The organism is Nocardioides ginsengisoli (assembly GCF_039537225.1).
Classification (GTDB): Bacteria; Actinomycetota; Actinomycetes; order Propionibacteriales; family Nocardioidaceae; genus Nocardioides; species Nocardioides ginsengisoli.
In genome coordinates, this window is record NZ_BAABAC010000052.1 from 25826 (window position 1) to 42045 (window position 16220).

Consider the following 16220-nt stretch of genomic DNA (forward strand, 5'->3'; position numbering starts at 1 on the left):
CGACCGACACAGCCGGTTCCGCCGAACCCACCGGTAGGGTGGCGGCGGTTTGCTGAGTCGGGGGAGAGAAGAGGGATGACGGGCGTGGGTCGCTTCACCTGGCGGACGGGCGCGGTCGTTTTCACGGTCGCCGTGGCCGTGCTGATCGGCATGATCGTCTTGGCCGACGTCAGCGAGAAGGAGAAGCCGCGCGCCGACCACCCGGCGCCGGTGACCCGCAACGACCTGCAGTTCGCGGTGTGGGGCAACAAGGACGAGGTCGCGGCCTACAAGTCCGTCGTCGACGACTACAACGCGAGCAGCAAGGACACCCGCGTCTCGATCGTGTCCTGGCCGACGGCCGACGCGATGCTGGAGGCGATCCGCGGCGGCTCCGCGGCGCCCGACCTCTACCTGCTGCCGCGCAGCGACCTCGCCGAGGTGATGGCCGAGAAGCGCAACCAGCCGCTGCTCGACCTGCTCACCGAGCGCGAGATCCCGATCGGCGACGACTTCGCGCGCGACGCGGTCGCCGCCTTCTCGGTCGACAACGACCTGCAGTGCATGCCCTACACGGTGTCGCCGATGGTCATGTACTACAACACCGACCTGGTCGACTTCGCCGCGATGAAGACCGACGGCCTGCCCACGCCGAAGGACGACAACTCGGGCTGGAACTTCGCCGAGTTCCGCGCGGCCGCCGAGTACGCGAGCCGGCCGCGGCGCAAGACGCGCGGCGTCTACATCGAGCCCACGCTGCGCGGCCTGGCGCCCTTCGTCTACTCCGGCGGCGGCCAGGTGTTCGACGACGACAACACCCCGACCAGCCTCGCGCTCGGCGACGACAGCTCGACCAGCGCGCTGCGCCAGACGCTCGAGCTGCTCCGCGACCCGCGGCTCACGCTCAGCGCCCGCCAGCTGGCCCAGCGCTCGGCGCTCGACTGGTTCAAGCGCGGCAAGGTGGCGATGATCGCCGGCGACCGCAGCCTCACGCCCGAGCTCCGCAGCACGCCGGGGCTCAACTTCGACGTGATGCCGATGCCGTCGCTCGGCTCCTCCAAGACGGTCGCCGAGGTCAACGGCATCTGCCTGGCCCACAGCCGCCCCGCCCGGGCGGAGGCGTCGGCCAACTTCCTCACCTACCTGGTCAGCGACGAGGTGGTGGCGCGCGTCGCCGAGACCGGCTACATCCAGCCGGCCAAGCTGACGATCGCGCTGTCGAAGGACTTCCTGCAGCCCGACCTGGCCCCGGCGCACTCGGTGGTCTTCAACAACGCGATGCGCTCGATCGAGCTGCCGCCGCTGATCACCTCGATCACCGAGCTGCGTCAGCTGGTCAATCCCGACATCGAGGCGCTGTTCACGACGCCCTCCCTCGACGACCTGCAGGCGGCGCTGCTCGCCATCGACGAGAAGTCGCGGACCCTGCTCGACCCGAGCTACACGCCGTCGGAGTCGCCCTCGGACTCGGCGTCCGACGAGCCCTCCGACTCGGCGACCCGCTGAGCCTTCCGCTTCTTCTTCGGCGCCTCGGCGTCGAGGATGGCGCGGCTCAGCGCCGGCGCGGTCAGCCCGATCTGCCAGCTGCGCGCGCCGAGCCCGCGGAGCTGGTCGATGACCGCCTCCAGCAGCTCGACCGCGTCGCGGGTGCGCGGCGGTGACCACATCACCCGGCGCAGGCTATCGGGCGTGAGCAGGTTCTCCAGCGGTACGGCGTGCTCCTCCGCGATCGCCGCGACCGCGGCGCGCGCGAGCTCGAGGCGCCGGGCGGCGACCGGGTCCTTGTCGGCCCAGGTCCGCGGCGCGGGCGGGCCGTCGCCGTGGGTGACCCGGGTCGGGAGGTCGTCCTCGGGCATGTCGGCGGCGGCCTTGATCGCGGCCAGCCACTCGTTGGCGTAGCGCGAGGCGCCGCGGCCGTGGAAGCCCTGCGTCGACAGCAGCGCGCCGCGGTTGGCGGGCATGGCGGTGGCGGCGGCGACGATCGCCGCGTCGGGGATCAGCCGGCCGGGGGTGACGTCGCGCTCGCGGGCGATCCGGTCGCGGGTCTCCCACAGCTCCCGCACCGCGCCGAGGGTACGGCGGCCGCGGACCTTGTGCAGGCCCGACGTACGGCGCCACGCGTCGACGCGCACGGCCGGCTGGAAGCCGCGCAGATTCTCGAACTCCTGGCGCGCCCAGTCGGACTTGCCGGCCTCGTCGAGCTGCTCGATGAGCACCGCGCGGAGCTCGACGAGCACCTCGACGTCGAGCGCGGCGTACTCCAGCCAGGTGTCGGGCAGCGGCCGCGTCGACCAGTCGACGGCGGAGTGCTCCTTGAGCAGCCGCCGGTCGAGCAGGGTCTCGACGAGCGTGGCCAGGCCGACCCGCGGATAGCTGAGCAGCCGGCCGGCGAGCTCGGTGTCGAAGAGCGCGCTGGGGCGCAGGCCGACCTCGGCGAGGCAGGGGAGGTCCTGGGTGGCCGCGTGCAGGATCCACTCGGCGTCGCCGATCGCGTCGGCGAGCGGCGACAGGTCGGGGAACGGGATCGGGTCGATGAGGCCGATGCCGGCGCCCTCGCGCTTGACCTGGATCAGGTAGGCGCGGTTGGAGTAGCGGTAGCCCGACGCGCGCTCGGCGTCGATGGCGACCGGGCCGGAGCCCGCCGCGACCGCGGCACAGTACGACGCGAGCGCCTCCGGCGTGTCGATGACCGGGGGGAGGCCGTCGGCGAGGGTGAGCAGCTCGACCGGCTCCGTCTCGTCGGCCTGTTCCGCTCCGTCGTTCGCGCCGGCGCTCTTCGGCTGGTCCGCCATCAGCCGGCGCCGCCTCGCTGGCCGCGGCGCGAGGGCATCACGGCGACGCCCTCGGGCACGGGCTCCAGGCCGCCGGCGGTGCACATCAGCTCGCCCCACGCCTCGGCGTGGGTGGCCAGGGCGCTCGGGTCGACCGGGGTCCAGGACGCCCGGACCTCGAGCTGGGCGCTGCCCGGCTCGCCGGCCATCGTGCCGTAGCTCTCGGTCGCGACCCGGGTCACCGTGCCGGACACGGCGACGTGCTCGGCGCCGTGCGCGGCGAGCGCGTCGGTCAGCCAGGTCCAGCCGACGTCGGTGAGCATCGGGTCGGTGGCGAGGTCGTGGTCGATCTCGGCGCGACAGTAGGCGACGCAGCGGAAGGTGCCCTCCCACGCGTCATTGCCCGCGGGGTCGTGCAGGACGACGAGCCGCCCGGTGGCGACCTCCTCGTCGTCGACGGTCACGTCGGCCGACAGCGCGGTGGCGTAGGGGGCGATCCGCTGGGGCGCGGGCATCTCCTCGCAGAACACCTCGGGCCGGAAGGTCGCCGTACGGAGGCTTGCGACGGCAGCAGCGAACTCGGGGGGTGTGCCGGCCGCGCCGGACCCCTGGCTCGTCTCCTGCCGGGCGACCATGGGCTCACCATAGGTCCTCGGAGCCCGATCGATGTGCGTCCCACGCCGTGCACCTGAGACCCTGGTCCCGTGACCGACACCGCCAGCCCCCTCGCCGACAGCGCCTTCCTCAAGGCCGCCCGTGGTGAGGAGGTGTCGCACACGCCCGTCTGGTTCATGCGGCAGGCCGGCCGGTCGCTTCCGGAGTACCTCAAGGTGCGCGAGGGCGTCGCGATGCTCGACTCCTGCGCCGATCCCGACCTGATCGTCGAGATCACCCTCCAGCCCGTCCGCCGCTACGGCGTCGACGCGGCCATCTTCTTCTCCGACATCGTGCTGCCGCTCAAGGCGGTCGGTGTCGACCTCGACATCGTCCCCGGCGTCGGCCCGGTCGTGGCCAACCCGGTGCGCACGCTCGACGACGTCGCCGCGATCCCCGACCTGACCCCCGACCACATCGGCTTCATCACCCAGGCGGTCGAGGGCCTCGTCGGCGAGCTGGGCGCGATCAACGGCGGCACGCCGCTCATCGGCTTCGCCGGCGCGCCGTTCACGGTGGCGTCCTACCTGGTCGAGGGCGGGCCGTCGAAGGAGCACGCGAAGACCAAGGCGCTGATGTTCGGCGCCCCCGACGTCTGGGACGCGCTGCTGCGCAAGATCTCCGACGTCTCCGCCGTCTTCCTCGAGACGCAGGTCGCCGCGGGCGCGTCCGCCGTCCAGCTGTTCGACTCGTGGGCCGGCGCGCTGACCCCGGCCGACTACGTCCGCTACGTCCAGCCGCACTCGGCGCGCGTCCTGGAGCGCGTGGGCGCGCTCGGCGTCCCCCGGATCCACTTCGGCGTCGGCACCTCCAACCTCCTCGACCTGATGGGCGAGGCGGGCGCCGACGTGGTCGGCGTCGACTGGCGTACGCCGCTCGAGCGGGCGATCCCGCTCGTCGGCGACCGCGGCGTCCAGGGCAACCTCGACCCGACGCTCGTCTTCGCGCCCACCGAGGTGATGACCGCCCGCGCGGCCGAGATCATCGAGGCCGGGCGCGCCGCCCGGGGCCACATCTTCAACCTCGGCCACGGCGTGATCCCGAGCACGAACCCCGACCAGCTGGCCCGGCTGACCGAGTTCGTGCAGGGCTACCCGCTGGGCTGAGCCCGACTTCCGCGGTTTCCGCGGTTCAGGCGCGCAGGGGGCGCGGGTAGATCTGAGGTGTGAAGCTGATCTCGCGGGCCCTGATGACGATCGCACTCGGGGCGGCCCTGCTCCTCCTCCCGCCGTCGGCGGCCCGCGCGGCCACCTCGGCCGTCACGGTCACGCCGGCGATCCAGCTCCGCGCGGTGGCGCCCGGCGGCGCGCCGCTGGCCAACGTCCGCTGGAACGTCTTCACGAAGGATCCGGCCACCGGCGAGTGGGACCACGGCCTGCAGATGGGCCCGCTGCTGACCGACGCCGATGGCGGGTTCGACCGCACGGTCGAGGCCGGCGCCACCTACAAGGTGTGCTTCTACGACGACGACTACGAGTACAACACCCGGGCCGAGCGCTACGCCGACCGGTGCTGGACCAACGCGACGACGCTCGCGACGGCGACCGAGTGGACGCCGTCCCTCGCCGAGCCGGTGCTCCAGGGCACGGTCACGCTGCCGTCCGCCGGGTCCTCGCTCACGGTCGGTCACCCCTGGGTCGACGGCGCGGCGAAGGCGGGCGTGCCGCTGACCGTCCGGCCGGGCACGTGGGGGCCGGCGGGCGTGGCGCTCGGCTACCAGTGGGTGACCTACGCGGCGGGCGACCGGGTCGTCATCCCCGGCGCGACCGGCGCCACCTTCACCCCGACCGCGGCCCTCGCCGGGAAGGACCTCTCCGTCGAGGTCACCGGCACCCTCGCCGGCTACCGCACCGCGACGTCGTCGTTCTCCGTCGGGCCGGTCGGCGGCAGCACGCCCACGATGACCGGGACGCTCGCCATCCAAGGCACCCCGATGCCGGGCAACCGGCTCACGATCCAGCCGGGCATGACGTTCTCGCCGGCCGGCACCCAGCCGATGGCTTCCTGGTACGTCGACGGCAAGCAGGTCGGCAGCACCGTCGACCTCGCCAACAGCAGCCTCGACCTCACCCCCGCGATGGCCGGCGCCACCGTCGAGCTCCGGATGAGCGTCTACAACTGGGACTGCTGCACGGGCACGCTCCGCGTCTCGGCGCAGACCACCGTCGGCGGCGGTGTCACCGGCACCAAGCCGACCGTCTCGGGCAGCGCGGTCGTCGGCCAGGTCCTGACCGCCACCCCGGGCACGTGGGGGCCGAGCGGCGTGGTCCTGAGCTACCAGTGGCTGCGCGACGGCGCTGCCATCACCAGCGCGACCGCGTCGACGTACCCGCTGGTCGAGGCCGATCGCGGCAAGCGGATCACGGTCAAGGTGACCGGCACGCTCGCCGGCGGCTATCCGCCGGTGACCACGACCTCCGACCCGACGGCCGTGGTCCAGGGCGTGCTGGCGCAGGGCACGCCCACGATCACGGGGCAGCCCGTGGTCGGCCAGACGATCACCGCCCAGCCCGGCACCTGGACGCCGACGCCGTCGTTCGCCTACGAGTGGTTCGCCGGCGGCACGAAGGTGAGCGGCGCGACCGGGACGACCTTCGTCCCGACGGCGGCCGAGGCGGGCAAGACCATCACGGTGAGGGTCACCGGATCGCTCACCGGCTACCAGAGCGCGGCGAAGACGTCGGCCGCGACCGCCGCGGTGCAGCAGGGCACGCTGACGACGGCGACGCCGACCGTGTCCGGTGACGCCGTCGTCGGCGGCACGCTGACCGTGGACGCCGGGACGTGGGGTCCGACCGGTGTCACGCTCGCCCGCCAGTGGCTGCGCGGCGGTGTCGCGATCGACGGCGCCACCGCCTCGACCTACGTCCTGGCCGACGCCGATGCCGGCCGGACCATCACGGTCCGGGTCACCGGGACGCTGCCCGGCTACGCGACGGCGTCGACGACCTCGGTGCCCGCGGGAGCGGTGCTCGCGCCCTTCGCCACCGCGCCGGAGCCCACCGTCTCCGGCCGCACGATCGTCGGCCAGACGCTCACGGCGGTCACCGGCACGTGGGACCCCGCGCCGTCTCTCACCTATCAGTGGCTCCGCGGCGGCAGCCCCGTCGCCGGCGCCACCGGCCCGACGTACCAGCTCACGGCGGCGGACGCCGGCAAGGCGATCTCGGTGCGGGTGACGGCGACCAAGGCCGGCTATGTCACCGAGGTGAAGACCTCACGTGCCACCGCCGCGGTCACGGGGACGTTCGCGACGACGCCCACGCCGAAGATCGCCGGCACCGCGAAGGTGGGCAGGAAGCTGACCGCCCGGGCCGGCACGTGGGCGCCGACGCCGACGCTCCGCTATCAGTGGCTGCGCAACGGCAAGGCGATCAAGGGCGCCACCGGCGCGACGTACCGGCTGGTGAAGGCCGACCGGGGCAAGCGGATCACGGTCCGGGTGACCGCCTCCCGTCCGGGCTGCCTGACGGTGGTGAAGGTCTCGGCGGCCACCAGGAAGGTGGCCTGACCGGCCGCGCCCTCCTAGGACTTCTTCGTCGCGGCCTTCCGGGCGGTCGTCTTGCCCTTGAGGCCCACGCGGACGCCGCTGCTGCCGCCGCCGCTGGTCGTCAGGTAGGGCTGCGCCTCGACCAGCGCGGCCAGCTTGGGCGACCCGTAGAGGCGCGGGTCGAAGGAGGAGTCGAGGGAGCGCAGATAGCTGCCGATCGCCCCCAGGTGGGCCCAGCCGTCGTCGTCCGACGTGGCGTTGACGGCACGGGTGAGCAGGCTCTGCAGGTTGGGCAATGGCGTCGTGGGCTCCTCGGGGGCCTCGTCCGCGTCGCCGGGCTCGCCCTCCTGCCCGAGCACCTCGACGTAGATGAAGGTGTCGACCGCCGCCACGAACGACTGCGGCGTCTTGCGCGCGCCGATGCCGTAGACCCGCTTGCCGGACTCGCGGATCCGCGTCGCCAGCCGGGTGAAGTCGCTGTCGCTCGACACCAGCGCGAACGCCTCGACGTTGCCGGCGTAGAGCAGGTCCATCGCGTCGATGATGAGCGCGGAGTCGGTGGAGTTCTTGCCCTTCGTGTAGGCGAACTGCTGGAACGGGACGATGCCGTGCTTGTGCAGCTCGGACTTCCAGCCGCCGAGGCTCGCGGTCGTCCAGTCGCCGTAGGCGCGCTTGACCGTCGCGACGCCGTAGGCCGCCAGCTCCTCGAGCAGCGCGGCGGCGTACTTGGGGGAGATGTTGTCGGCATCGATGAGGACGGCGATGCGGGTGTCGGTCATCGCCTCATCATGACGCGGCGGTGGTCGCCGCGGCGCGGTACTCCGCCGCCCGCGCCGCCAACGCCCCCTGCAGCTCCCGTACGGCGAGCGGCTGCTGCAGCGTCGTACGACGGCGCAGCTGCAGGGTGAGCGTCGTCTGCTCGCCCGCGATCGCGCGGGTCTCGATCAGCCCGAGCCGGTGCAGCGGGTCGCCGTGGACGGCGTAGTCGGGGAGGATCGTGATGCCGACGCCCTCGGCGACGAGGGCCTTGCCGAGCTCGGCGCCGTCGGTGCTGTGGGCGGCGGGCGGGGCCTCGGGGGCGAAGGCGCGCTGCACGTAGCGGTGCATGACGTGGCCGGCGCGCATGAGCACGAACCGCTGCTGGCGCAGCTCCTCGATCGTCACCTGGGGGCGGGCGGTGAGCACGTGCCCCGCGGGCAGGACGGCGACCGGCCGGCCGTGCAGCAGGTCCTCGCCGTCGAGGCCGACCGGGGCGTCGTCGCCGTCGAGGACGTTGACCAGCCCGAGGTCGATCGACCCGTCGACGAGGCCCTCGTCGATCTGCGGCTGGGGGAGCGCGATCACCTCGACGGTGGTGCCCGGGTGGCTGAGCTGGAAGGCGTCGACGGCCGGGACGAGCAGGGTCGTGGTGGCGGCGTGGACGGTGCCGATCCGGATCATCCGCGCGTCGGTACGGCGGGTGCCGGCCGCTGCGCGCAGCCGGTCGACCGCGTCGAGGACCTCGGTCATGTAGGGCAGCAGCTCGCGTCCCTCGCGGCTGATCCGGGCGCCCGAGCGGTGCCGGTCGAGCAGCGTCACCCGCAGCTCGCGCTCGAGCTTGGTGAGCGCCTCGCTGAGTGCGGGCTGGGAGAGGTGCAGGTTCTCGCTCGCCCGGCGCAGGGATCCGTGCCGGGTCACCGCCGCCAGGTACTCCAGCTGTTCGATCCGCATCGCGCGCTCCTCAAAGTCAAGTAATCGACTAGAGAAACACTAGCACGCCTTCGGTGACTCAGGGAGCGGCGGCCGCGGCGGGCGCCGGGGCGTTGCGGCGGCGACGGCGTACGGCCAGCCAGATCGGGGTCCCCACGAGGGCCCCGAGCGCGAGCCACGGCAGCGCGAACCCGAGCACGAGTGCCGCACCGCCGAGCCCGTCGGCGAAGCTGTCCCAGCCCTTCTCGAGCCCGCCGAGGAAGCCGGTCCGCGCCTTCTTCGGCTTCGCGTGGTGCGCGGCCGCGTGCTCGACGTACACGTTGATCGTCGACTCGCTGGTCTGGTCCGCGAGATAGCGCTGCCGGGCCACGAGCGCGTCGAGGTCGGACTGCCGACTCGCGAGCTGGGCCTCGATGGCGACGATCTCCTGGATCGTCTGCGCCCGCGCCAGCAGCGCCTCGATCCGGTCGACGCTCGCACGCTGCGCCCGCACCCGCGCCGCGATGTCGACGACCTCGGCCTGGACGTTCTCCGAGCTGGTGCTGGAGTCGGTCAGCGTCGCCACGCCCTCCAGGGCCGCGACCGCCTCGTCGAAGCTCGCGCTCGGGACCCGCAGCACCATCCGCGCCGTCGACAGCTCGCCCTTGTCGCCGGTCGTCGTCTCCTGCTCGGTGACGCGGCCGTGGAACCGGTCGACGATCTTGCGTACGTCGAGCCGCGCCGTCGCCACGTCCGTCGCCTCGAGCGAGACGCTGCCGGTCGAGATGATCGCGTCGTCCGCGGCGGCGTCCTGCTTGACGGAGTCCTGCACGGAGTCCTGCACGGAGCCCTGCCCGGAGTCCTGCACGGAGGCGTCCTTCTGATAGCTCAGGGCACCCGCGGGGCCCCCCTTCGCCGCCGCCGGCGCCGAGGCCGGCTCGGCGGCGCGCTTCGACGCCGCGTCACTCGCGGAGCCGCCCGACGCGCACGCGGCGAGGGCGACGAGCGAGGCGAGCCCGGCGACGGCCAGGGACAGGCGGGTGCGGACGGGATGCGGCGTCGGCTTCATGTCGCTCGGACGCTCCGACCGCCGCACCGGTTCCCCGGCGCGCATGGCAGGCTGGGGCCGTGAGCCGGGCGGTGGTCGTGGGAGCGGGGATCGGCGGTCTGACGGCGGCTCGGAGGCTGGCCGAGGCCGGCCACGACGTCGTCGTCCTCGAGGCGACCGACCGTGTCGGCGGCAAGCTCCACGGCGGCCAGGTCGCCGGCGTGACCGTCGACATCGGCGCCGAGGCCATGCTCAACCGCCGGCCCGAAGGCGTCGCGCTCGCCCGCGCGCTCGACCTGCCGCTGACCCATCCGACCCTCGCGACCTCCCGCGTCTGGACCCGCGACGCGCTGCGCCGCCTGCCCCGGACCGTGATGGGCGCACCCCTCGACCTCGACGACCTCGCCGCCACCGGGATCCTGTCCGCCGACGGCCTCGCCCGCGCCCGCGCGCAGCACGTCCCGGCGGTCGACGGCGACGTCGCGGTCGGCGCCCTCGTCGCCGACCGGTACGGCGACGAGGTGGTCGATCGTCTCGTCGAGCCCCTGCTCGGCGGCGTCTACGCCGGCCAGGCGCGGCGGATCTCCGCGCGCTCCGCGGCGCCCCAGCTGCTCGACCTGCTCGCCCGGCCGGAGGTCGTCGTCCCGGCGCCGCCCGCCGACGCGCCGCCCGTGTTCGCAGGCGTCGACGGCGGGATGTGGCGGCTGCCCGAGGCGCTCGCGGCCGACCTCGCCGAGCGGCACGGCGAGGTCCGGTACGACGTCCGGGTGACCGCGATCCGCCGTACCGGCGCGGGTTTCACGCTCACCACCTCGCGCGGCGACGAGTCCGCCGACCTGCTCGTCCTCGCCACGCCCGCCGCCCCGACCGCCCGTCTCCTCGCCGACCTGGCGCCCGCGGCCGCCGCCGAGCTCGAAGAGATCCGCTACGCCTCGGTGGCGCTGGTGACCCTCGCCTTCCGCGCCGACGACCCGAGCGTCGCGGAGGCGCTCGACACCGGCGCGTCCGGCTTCCTGGTCCCGCCCGTCGACGGCCGTCGCGTGAAGGCGTCGACCTTCTCCTTCGCCAAGTGGGACTGGGTCCGCCGGACCGGCGACGGGCTGCTCGTGCTGCGCACCTCCCTCGGCCGGTACGGCGAGGAGGGCTCGCTCCAGGTGCCCGACGACGCGCTGGTCCGCGCCTCCCTCGCCGACCTGGCCACGGCGACCGGCCTGCCCGCCGGCGCCCTACCCGTCGACGCGGTGGTGCAGCGCTGGGGCGGCGGCTTGCCGCAGTACTGGGTCGGCCACGCCGACCGGGTCGCCCGGATCCGCGCGGCGGTCGCCGACGTCCCCGGTCTCGCGCTGTGCGGCGCGGCGTACGACGGCGTCGGCATCCCGGCCACCATCGGCTCGGCCGAGCGCGCCGCGGAGGCCCTGGCGAGCTGACGTCCTACGTGCTGTGGGCTCTCACCCACAGAACGAATGACGCTACGGCGGCACGATCGTCCCGCGAGGTCTACCGGGTTGTCCCTGTCGAGCGGGACACCGGGCCCGGCACCTTCCTGCCATGACCGCACACACCTACGTCCCTCCGGCCGCCGCCGACGCTCCCGTCGGTGCCGAGTCGCACGCCACGCCCACCACCTACCCGCCCACCCGCTGGGCGCTCGCCGGCCTCCTGGCCGGCGTCGCCGGAGTCGGCATGGTGGTCGCCTCCTCCAGCGTCCACGCCGTCTACGACGACAAGAACGCCGGCGACCCGGTCGCCGTCGCGAAGGCGCTCGGCGACATGGTCCCGCAGATGCTCGCCTTCCACCTGACCTCGATGGTCAGCGCGGTGCTGATGATCGTCTTCGCCGCGGGGCTCTACCGCCGGCTGCGGGCGACGACGGGCGCCGACAGCGTGCTGCCGCTGGTGGCCTTCTCCGGCGTCCTGATCACCGCGATGGTCCTGATCATCGGCTCCGGTCTCGACACCGAGTTCATCTTCGCCGCGGGCGACACCAAGCTCGTCGCGCCCGAGAACTCCGCCTTCTACAACCACTGGATCGGCACCGTGCCGTGGTGCTGGGGCCTGCTCGGCCTGTCCGGCATCACCCTGTTCGGCGCGTCCCGCAAGGGCGGCGTGCCGAAGTGGATCGGCCTGGTCGGTCTGCTCGGCGGTGGCCTGACCCTGCTGCTCGGCATCTCGCCCCTGCAGTACATGGCCGGCATGACCGGTCCGATCGGCCTCATCGTCATCGCCCTCGGCTTCCTCGCCGGCGACAAGGCGTTCCGCGGCCGCAAGTGATCGAGCCCAGCCTGACCAATTCAGCCGGTCCGCGTCGTGGGGGCGCGGACCGGCTGCACAATGTGCCGGTGCAGATCGAGGACCGGCCCGACCCGGTGGACCGACGACCGCGCGGCCTCCAGGTCGTCGCGGTCCTCGCCTTGCCGGCGCTGTGCGTGCTGCTCGTCCCGGTCTCCGCCTGGCTCGACATGGGGGCGCCGGACGACGGTCCCGGCGTGCGGATCGCCGGTGGCCCCGGCTGGCCGTGGCTGCTCAACGGCGCGCTGCTCGGCGTCCTCGCCGGCATCGTGCTGATGCGCGACCGGTCCCAGCGGTTCGGCTGGGTGCTCGCGTTCTCCGGGCTGTTCTGGGCGCTCGACGGCTTCTCGCAGAGCTACGTCGGCGCCGGGATGACCGAGACGACCGCGTGGCCGGGCATGACGCTCATGCTCTGGATCCTCAACCGGCTCGGCTCCTATCTCACCTCGGTCACCGCCGTCCTGCTCCTCGTCTTCCCGACCGGTCGCTTCCTGCCCGGCCGCTGGACGCCGGCCGGCTGGATCAACGTGGCGGTGCTGGTGCTCAGCGGCGCCTGCGTGATCGTCGCGCCGTCGGAGGGCGACCGCGGCCTCGACCGCCTGCCACCGGGCGTGAACCCCGATCCCACGACGATCACGGCGCTTGCCGGCCACGGCCAGCAGGTCGTCTCGATCGGCGTCGGGCTCGGCGTGGCCGGCTTCCTCTTCGCGCTGCTCACCGTCGTGGTCCGCTACCTGCGCTCGCAGGGGCTCGAGCGCGACCAGATGCGCTGGCTGCTGTGGAGCGTCATGGTCATCGTGGCGGTCCTGATCGCCAGCTTGATGTTCCCGTTCGAGGGGGCCGACTATCTCGGCGCCTTCGCCGCGACCGTGCTGCCGCCGACCGCGATGACGATCGCCATCGTGCGGCCCACGCTGGTCCCGATCCAGGACCTGCTCAGCCGCACCGTCGTCCTCGCGGCCACCCTCGCCGTCCTCGTCGCGGCCGACGCCGCCGTGCTCGGGATGCTCACCCTGGTCCTCGACGACGCGCTCACCCAGGCGCAGGTGGTCGCGGTCGTGCTGGCGGTGGCCGTCCTGCTCTACGGGCCGCTGCGGCAGCGGCTCTCGGCGACGGTACGACGGGTGATGCTCGGCGAGCGCGGCAACCGGTACGACGCCGTGGCCGGCCTCGCCTCGACCCTCGAGAACACCGACGACACCGCCGAGCAGCTCGCCGCGGTCGCCCGCGCGGTCGCCGGCGCCTTCGCCGTCTCGTTCGTCAGTGTCGAGGTCGACCGCGGCCACGGCGAGCGTCTGGTCACGACGTACGGCGACCGGCCGGCCGAGGTCCGCACCCTGCCGATCACCTACCGCGACGCCACCATCGGTCGCCTGGTGCTGCCCGCGCGCGGCCTGCGCAGCCGGCTCAGCGTGCGCGACGAGGCGCTGCTCGGCGACCTGGTCCGCCAGGCTGCCACCGCCGCGCGCACCAGCCAGCTCGCCGAGGAGGTCCAGCGCAGCCGCGAGCGGCTGGTCACGGCTCGCGAGGAGGAGCGGCGCCGGATCCGCCGCGACCTGCACGACGGCTTCGGCCCGGCCCTGAGCGGCATCGTGTTCCAGCTCGAGGCGGCCCGGATGACGGTCGACCGTGACCCCGCGGCCGCGCGGCAGCAGCTGGAGACGGTCAGCACGCAGGTGCAGGACGTCGTCGCCGACGTACGACGGCTGGTGCACGACCTCCGCCCGCCCGCCCTCGACGACCGCGGGCTCGTCGGTGCGCTCCGCCAGCAGGCCGAGCACCTGGCGATCCCGCTCGACGTCAGCGCCCCCGACGACCTGCGGCTGCCCGCGGCGGTCGAGGTCGCGGCGTACCGGATCGTCGGCGAGGCGTTGACCAATGTCGCCCGCCACGCCGACGCCTCCCAGGCCCGCCTCGACCTCGCCGTCGCCGGCGACGCCCTCGTCGTCGAGCTCGCCGACGACGGCCGCGGCATCCCCGCCGACCGGGCGGCCGGCGTCGGCCTGGTCAGCCTGCGCGAGCGCGCCGCCGAGCTCGGCGGCACCACCACGATCAGCTCACCTCCGGACGGCGGCACCGTCGTCCGGGCCCGACTTCCGCTGAGGAGCCCCGCATGAACATCCGAGTCATCGTCGTCGACGACCACCAGATCGTCCGCGACGGACTCACCTCCCTGCTGGGCGCGCTCGACGGCATCGAGGTCGTCGGGTCGGCCGCCGACGGCCGCGAGGCGCTGCACCTGGTCGAGGAGGTCGACCCGGACCTGGTCGTCATGGACATCCAGATGCCGCACCTCGACGGCATCGAGGCGACCCGCTTCCTCACCGGCCGCAACCCCGGGCTGCGGGTCGTGATGCTGACCATGAACGAGGACGACGACACCATCCTCAGCGCGATCCGCGCGGGCGCCTGCGGCTACCTGCTCAAGGGCGCCGGCGCCGACGAGGTGCAGCACGCGATCCGCTCGGCGGCGGCCGGCGGGATGGTGTTCGGCGCCAGCCTCGCCGCCCGGATCGCCGGCCTGTTCGCGGGCGCCGCGCCCGCCGCGCAGGCCGACGAGGAGCCCTTCCCCGAGCTCACCGACCGCGAGCGCGACGTCCTCCAGCGGATCGCCGCGGGCCGCACCAACGACGAGATCGCGGGGGAGCTGTACGTCTCCAACAAGACCGTCCGCAACACGGTGTCCGCGATCTACGCCAAGCTGCACGCGACCGGCCGCGCCGACGCCATCGTCAAGGCGCGGGAGGCGGGCTACGGCCGCTGAGGGGCGAGCGGCACAATGGCAGACATGTCGGACCAGGACCCCCAGGCGCACATCAAGACCAACGCGGCGAAGATCAACGAGCTCAACGACACCATCCGCTTCACCATGTGGTCGGTGTTCAAGCTCGAGCAGCCGCTCGGGGCCGATGACGTCGTCCGCAAGCAGGAGACCGAGGAGCTCGACGCCCTGCTCGCCGACCTCGCCGCCGAGGACGTCGTCGTCCGCGGCCTGTACGACGTCGCGGGCCTGCGCGCCGACGCCGACCTGATGATCTGGTGGCACGCCGCCACCAGCGACCAGCTGCAGGACGCCTACCACCGGCTGCGCCGCACGGCCTTCGGCTCGCGGCTCGCCCCGGTGTGGTCGCAGATGGCGCTGCACCGCCCGGCGGAGTTCAACCGCAGCCACCTGCCGGCCTTCCTCGCCGACGAGCGCGCGCACGCCTATGTCGCGGTCTACCCCTTCATCCGCTCCTACGAGTGGTACCTCCTCGACGACGCCGAGCGCCGCCGTCTGCTCGCCGAGCACGGCCAGATGGCGCGCGACTACCCGGACGTGCGGGCCAACACGGTCCCGAGCTTCGCGCTCGGCGACTACGAGTGGATGCTGGCGTTCGAGGCCGACGACCTCACCCGGATCGTCGACCTGATGCGCCACCTGCGCGGCTCGGAGACCCGGCGCCACGTGCGCGAGGAGGTCCCCTTCTACACCGGCCGCCGGACCACCTTCGGCGAGCTGCTGACCGCGCTGCCCTGAGCCTCCGCCCGCCCTTCCCGGGTGGAGTCGTGTGCCTGAGAACCCGCCTGGACGGGTTCTCAGGCACACGACTCCCCGAGTCCCCGGAGACGGCCTGGCACCGTGAGCGGGACCTCCGATCGTCCGATCGGTGGTCCCGCCTTTGTTTTCCCACCGAGTTGGTAGAGAATCGGAGCATGTCCGACACCACCGCAGCTCTCGCCGTCGCCCTGCGCGACGCGATGCGGTGTTGTCGCTGTTGTTGATCGACCTCGCCCGGACCGCCTGACGCGGTCCTGTTCCCGTACCCCGATCCAGCAGCTCCGCGGCCGCGTCCGTGCCGACGCGCCGTCGTACCCGAGAGACTCTCCGATGACCCAGCTCGCCGTCCTTCCCCTGCTCGAGGTCGTGCGCGACCACGCCGCCGACCCCGACCTCCTCCACCTCCTCGACGCCCACCCGACCGAGCGGTCGTGGATCCGCCTCCTCACCACCGACGACTACGAGCTCTGGCTGATCTCCTGGCCGCCGGGCGCCGCGACCGACTGGCACGACCACGGGTCGTCGTCGGGCGCGTTCACCGTGCTGCGGGGCGGGCTCGTCGAGCACACCTTCGACGGCGGGCTGCAGCTCGTCGACCTGGGCGTGGGCGACGGCAAGGCGTTCGCGGCCGGCTACGCGCACGACGTCCGCAACGAGGGCGACGTGCCGGCCCTGTCGCTGCACGCGTACTCGCCGCGGCTGTCCACCATGACCCGGTTCCGCTTCCGCGGCGACCGGCTCGAGGCGCTCGGCGTCGAGCGGGCCGGGGAGGAGTGGTGA

The 16220-nt window shown here is 73.5% G+C and carries 14 protein-coding genes; 9 read left to right on the forward strand and 5 right to left on the reverse strand.

Annotated elements, in window-relative coordinates; all coding sequences use genetic code 11:
- Positions 1-84 precede the first annotated feature (84 nt).
- Positions 85-1485, forward strand: coding sequence for an extracellular solute-binding protein (locus AB4880_RS25805; protein WP_367922102.1), 1401 nt, complete (start codon positions 85-87; stop codon positions 1483-1485).
- Here the strand turns inward: AB4880_RS25805 and AB4880_RS25810 are convergent.
- Positions 1419-2771 carry an HRDC domain-containing protein gene (locus AB4880_RS25810; protein WP_367922103.1) on the reverse strand — a complete coding sequence of 451 codons (1353 nt, stop codon included), beginning with the start codon at positions 2769-2771 and terminating at the stop codon, positions 1419-1421. The two genes, AB4880_RS25805 and AB4880_RS25810, sit on opposite strands and share 67 nt — an antisense overlap.
- The gene (locus AB4880_RS25815) at positions 2771-3385 is read right to left on the reverse strand and encodes a DUF3000 domain-containing protein (protein WP_367922104.1); all 615 of its coding nucleotides are present in this window, start codon (positions 3383-3385) and stop codon (positions 2771-2773) included. The genes AB4880_RS25810 and AB4880_RS25815 overlap by 1 nt, the downstream gene beginning before the upstream one ends.
- A 69-nt stretch (positions 3386-3454) precedes the next feature.
- On the opposite strand from AB4880_RS25815, the gene hemE reads away from it, so the two are divergent.
- Positions 3455-4510, forward strand: a complete 1056-nt coding sequence (gene hemE / locus AB4880_RS25820) for a uroporphyrinogen decarboxylase (RefSeq protein ID WP_367922105.1) — start codon at positions 3455-3457, stop codon at positions 4508-4510.
- A gap of 59 nt (positions 4511-4569) precedes the next feature.
- A complete protein-coding gene (locus tag AB4880_RS25825) occupies positions 4570-6915 on the forward strand; it encodes a hypothetical protein (RefSeq protein WP_367922106.1) in 2346 nt (781 codons plus the stop codon).
- 14 nt (positions 6916-6929) lie between these two features.
- On the opposite strand, the gene AB4880_RS25830 is transcribed toward AB4880_RS25825, so the two are convergent.
- Genes AB4880_RS25830 through AB4880_RS25840 form a run of 3 tightly spaced genes read right to left on the reverse strand, consistent with a single transcriptional unit; the run spans position 6930 to position 9631 of the window.
- Positions 6930-7673 carry an NYN domain-containing protein gene (locus tag AB4880_RS25830; RefSeq protein WP_367922107.1) on the reverse strand — a complete coding sequence of 248 codons (744 nt, stop codon included), beginning with the start codon at positions 7671-7673 and terminating at the stop codon, positions 6930-6932.
- Between the two features lie 7 nt (positions 7674-7680).
- Complete coding sequence (locus AB4880_RS25835) at positions 7681-8604, reverse strand: LysR family transcriptional regulator (RefSeq protein WP_367922108.1); 924 nt, start codon at positions 8602-8604, stop codon at positions 7681-7683.
- Positions 8605-8662: 58 nt separating this feature from the next.
- The gene (locus AB4880_RS25840) at positions 8663-9631 is read right to left on the reverse strand and encodes a DUF4349 domain-containing protein (protein ID WP_367922109.1); all 969 of its coding nucleotides are present in this window, start codon (positions 9629-9631) and stop codon (positions 8663-8665) included.
- Positions 9632-9690: 59 nt separating this feature from the next.
- Here AB4880_RS25840 and AB4880_RS25845 point away from each other — a divergent pair, with 59 nt between their 5' ends.
- The 6 genes from AB4880_RS25845 (at position 9691) to AB4880_RS25870 (ending at position 16220) form a co-directional block, all read left to right on the forward strand.
- Entirely contained in the window at positions 9691-11037 is a 1347-nt protein-coding gene (locus AB4880_RS25845; protein WP_367922110.1) for a protoporphyrinogen/coproporphyrinogen oxidase, read from the forward strand.
- A gap of 121 nt (positions 11038-11158) precedes the next feature.
- The gene (locus AB4880_RS25850) at positions 11159-11881 is read left to right on the forward strand and encodes a hypothetical protein (protein WP_367922111.1); all 723 of its coding nucleotides are present in this window, start codon (positions 11159-11161) and stop codon (positions 11879-11881) included.
- 68 nt (positions 11882-11949) lie between these two features.
- A complete protein-coding gene (locus AB4880_RS25855; RefSeq protein WP_367922112.1) occupies positions 11950-14016 on the forward strand; it encodes a histidine kinase in 2067 nt (688 codons plus the stop codon).
- On the forward strand, positions 14013-14663 hold the full coding sequence (locus AB4880_RS25860; protein WP_367922113.1) for a response regulator transcription factor: 651 nt from the start codon (positions 14013-14015) through the stop codon (positions 14661-14663). Before AB4880_RS25855 ends, AB4880_RS25860 begins: the two co-directional genes overlap by 4 nt.
- 24 nt (positions 14664-14687) lie before the next feature.
- Positions 14688-15419: a hydrogen peroxide-dependent heme synthase gene (gene hemQ, locus AB4880_RS25865; RefSeq protein ID WP_367922114.1), complete on the forward strand. Its 732-nt coding sequence runs from the start codon at positions 14688-14690 to the stop codon at positions 15417-15419.
- 351 nt (positions 15420-15770) lie between these two features.
- Positions 15771-16220: a cysteine dioxygenase gene (locus AB4880_RS25870; protein WP_367922115.1), complete on the forward strand. Its 450-nt coding sequence runs from the start codon at positions 15771-15773 to the stop codon at positions 16218-16220.

Bases quoted from the DNA above. Each gene is read 5' to 3' on its own strand.
- AB4880_RS25815 (WP_367922104.1), bottom strand. From the start codon at position 3,385: ATGGTCGCCCGGCAGGAGACGAGCCAGGGGTCCGGCGCGGCCGGCACA.
- AB4880_RS25835 (WP_367922108.1), bottom strand. From the start codon at position 8,604: ATGCGGATCGAACAGCTGGAGTACCTGGCGGCGGTGACCCGGCACGGA.
- AB4880_RS25860 (WP_367922113.1), top strand. From the start codon at position 14,013: ATGAACATCCGAGTCATCGTCGTCGACGACCACCAGATCGTCCGCGAC.
- AB4880_RS25840 (WP_367922109.1), bottom strand. From the start codon at position 9,631: ATGAAGCCGACGCCGCATCCCGTCCGCACCCGCCTGTCCCTGGCCGTC.
- AB4880_RS25850 (WP_367922111.1), top strand. From the start codon at position 11,159: ATGACCGCACACACCTACGTCCCTCCGGCCGCCGCCGACGCTCCCGTC.
- AB4880_RS25810 (WP_367922103.1), bottom strand. From the start codon at position 2,771: ATGGCGGACCAGCCGAAGAGCGCCGGCGCGAACGACGGAGCGGAACAG.
- AB4880_RS25830 (WP_367922107.1), bottom strand. From the start codon at position 7,673: ATGACCGACACCCGCATCGCCGTCCTCATCGATGCCGACAACATCTCC.
- hemQ (WP_367922114.1), top strand. From the start codon at position 14,688: ATGTCGGACCAGGACCCCCAGGCGCACATCAAGACCAACGCGGCGAAG.
- AB4880_RS25870 (WP_367922115.1), top strand. From the start codon at position 15,771: ATGACCCAGCTCGCCGTCCTTCCCCTGCTCGAGGTCGTGCGCGACCAC.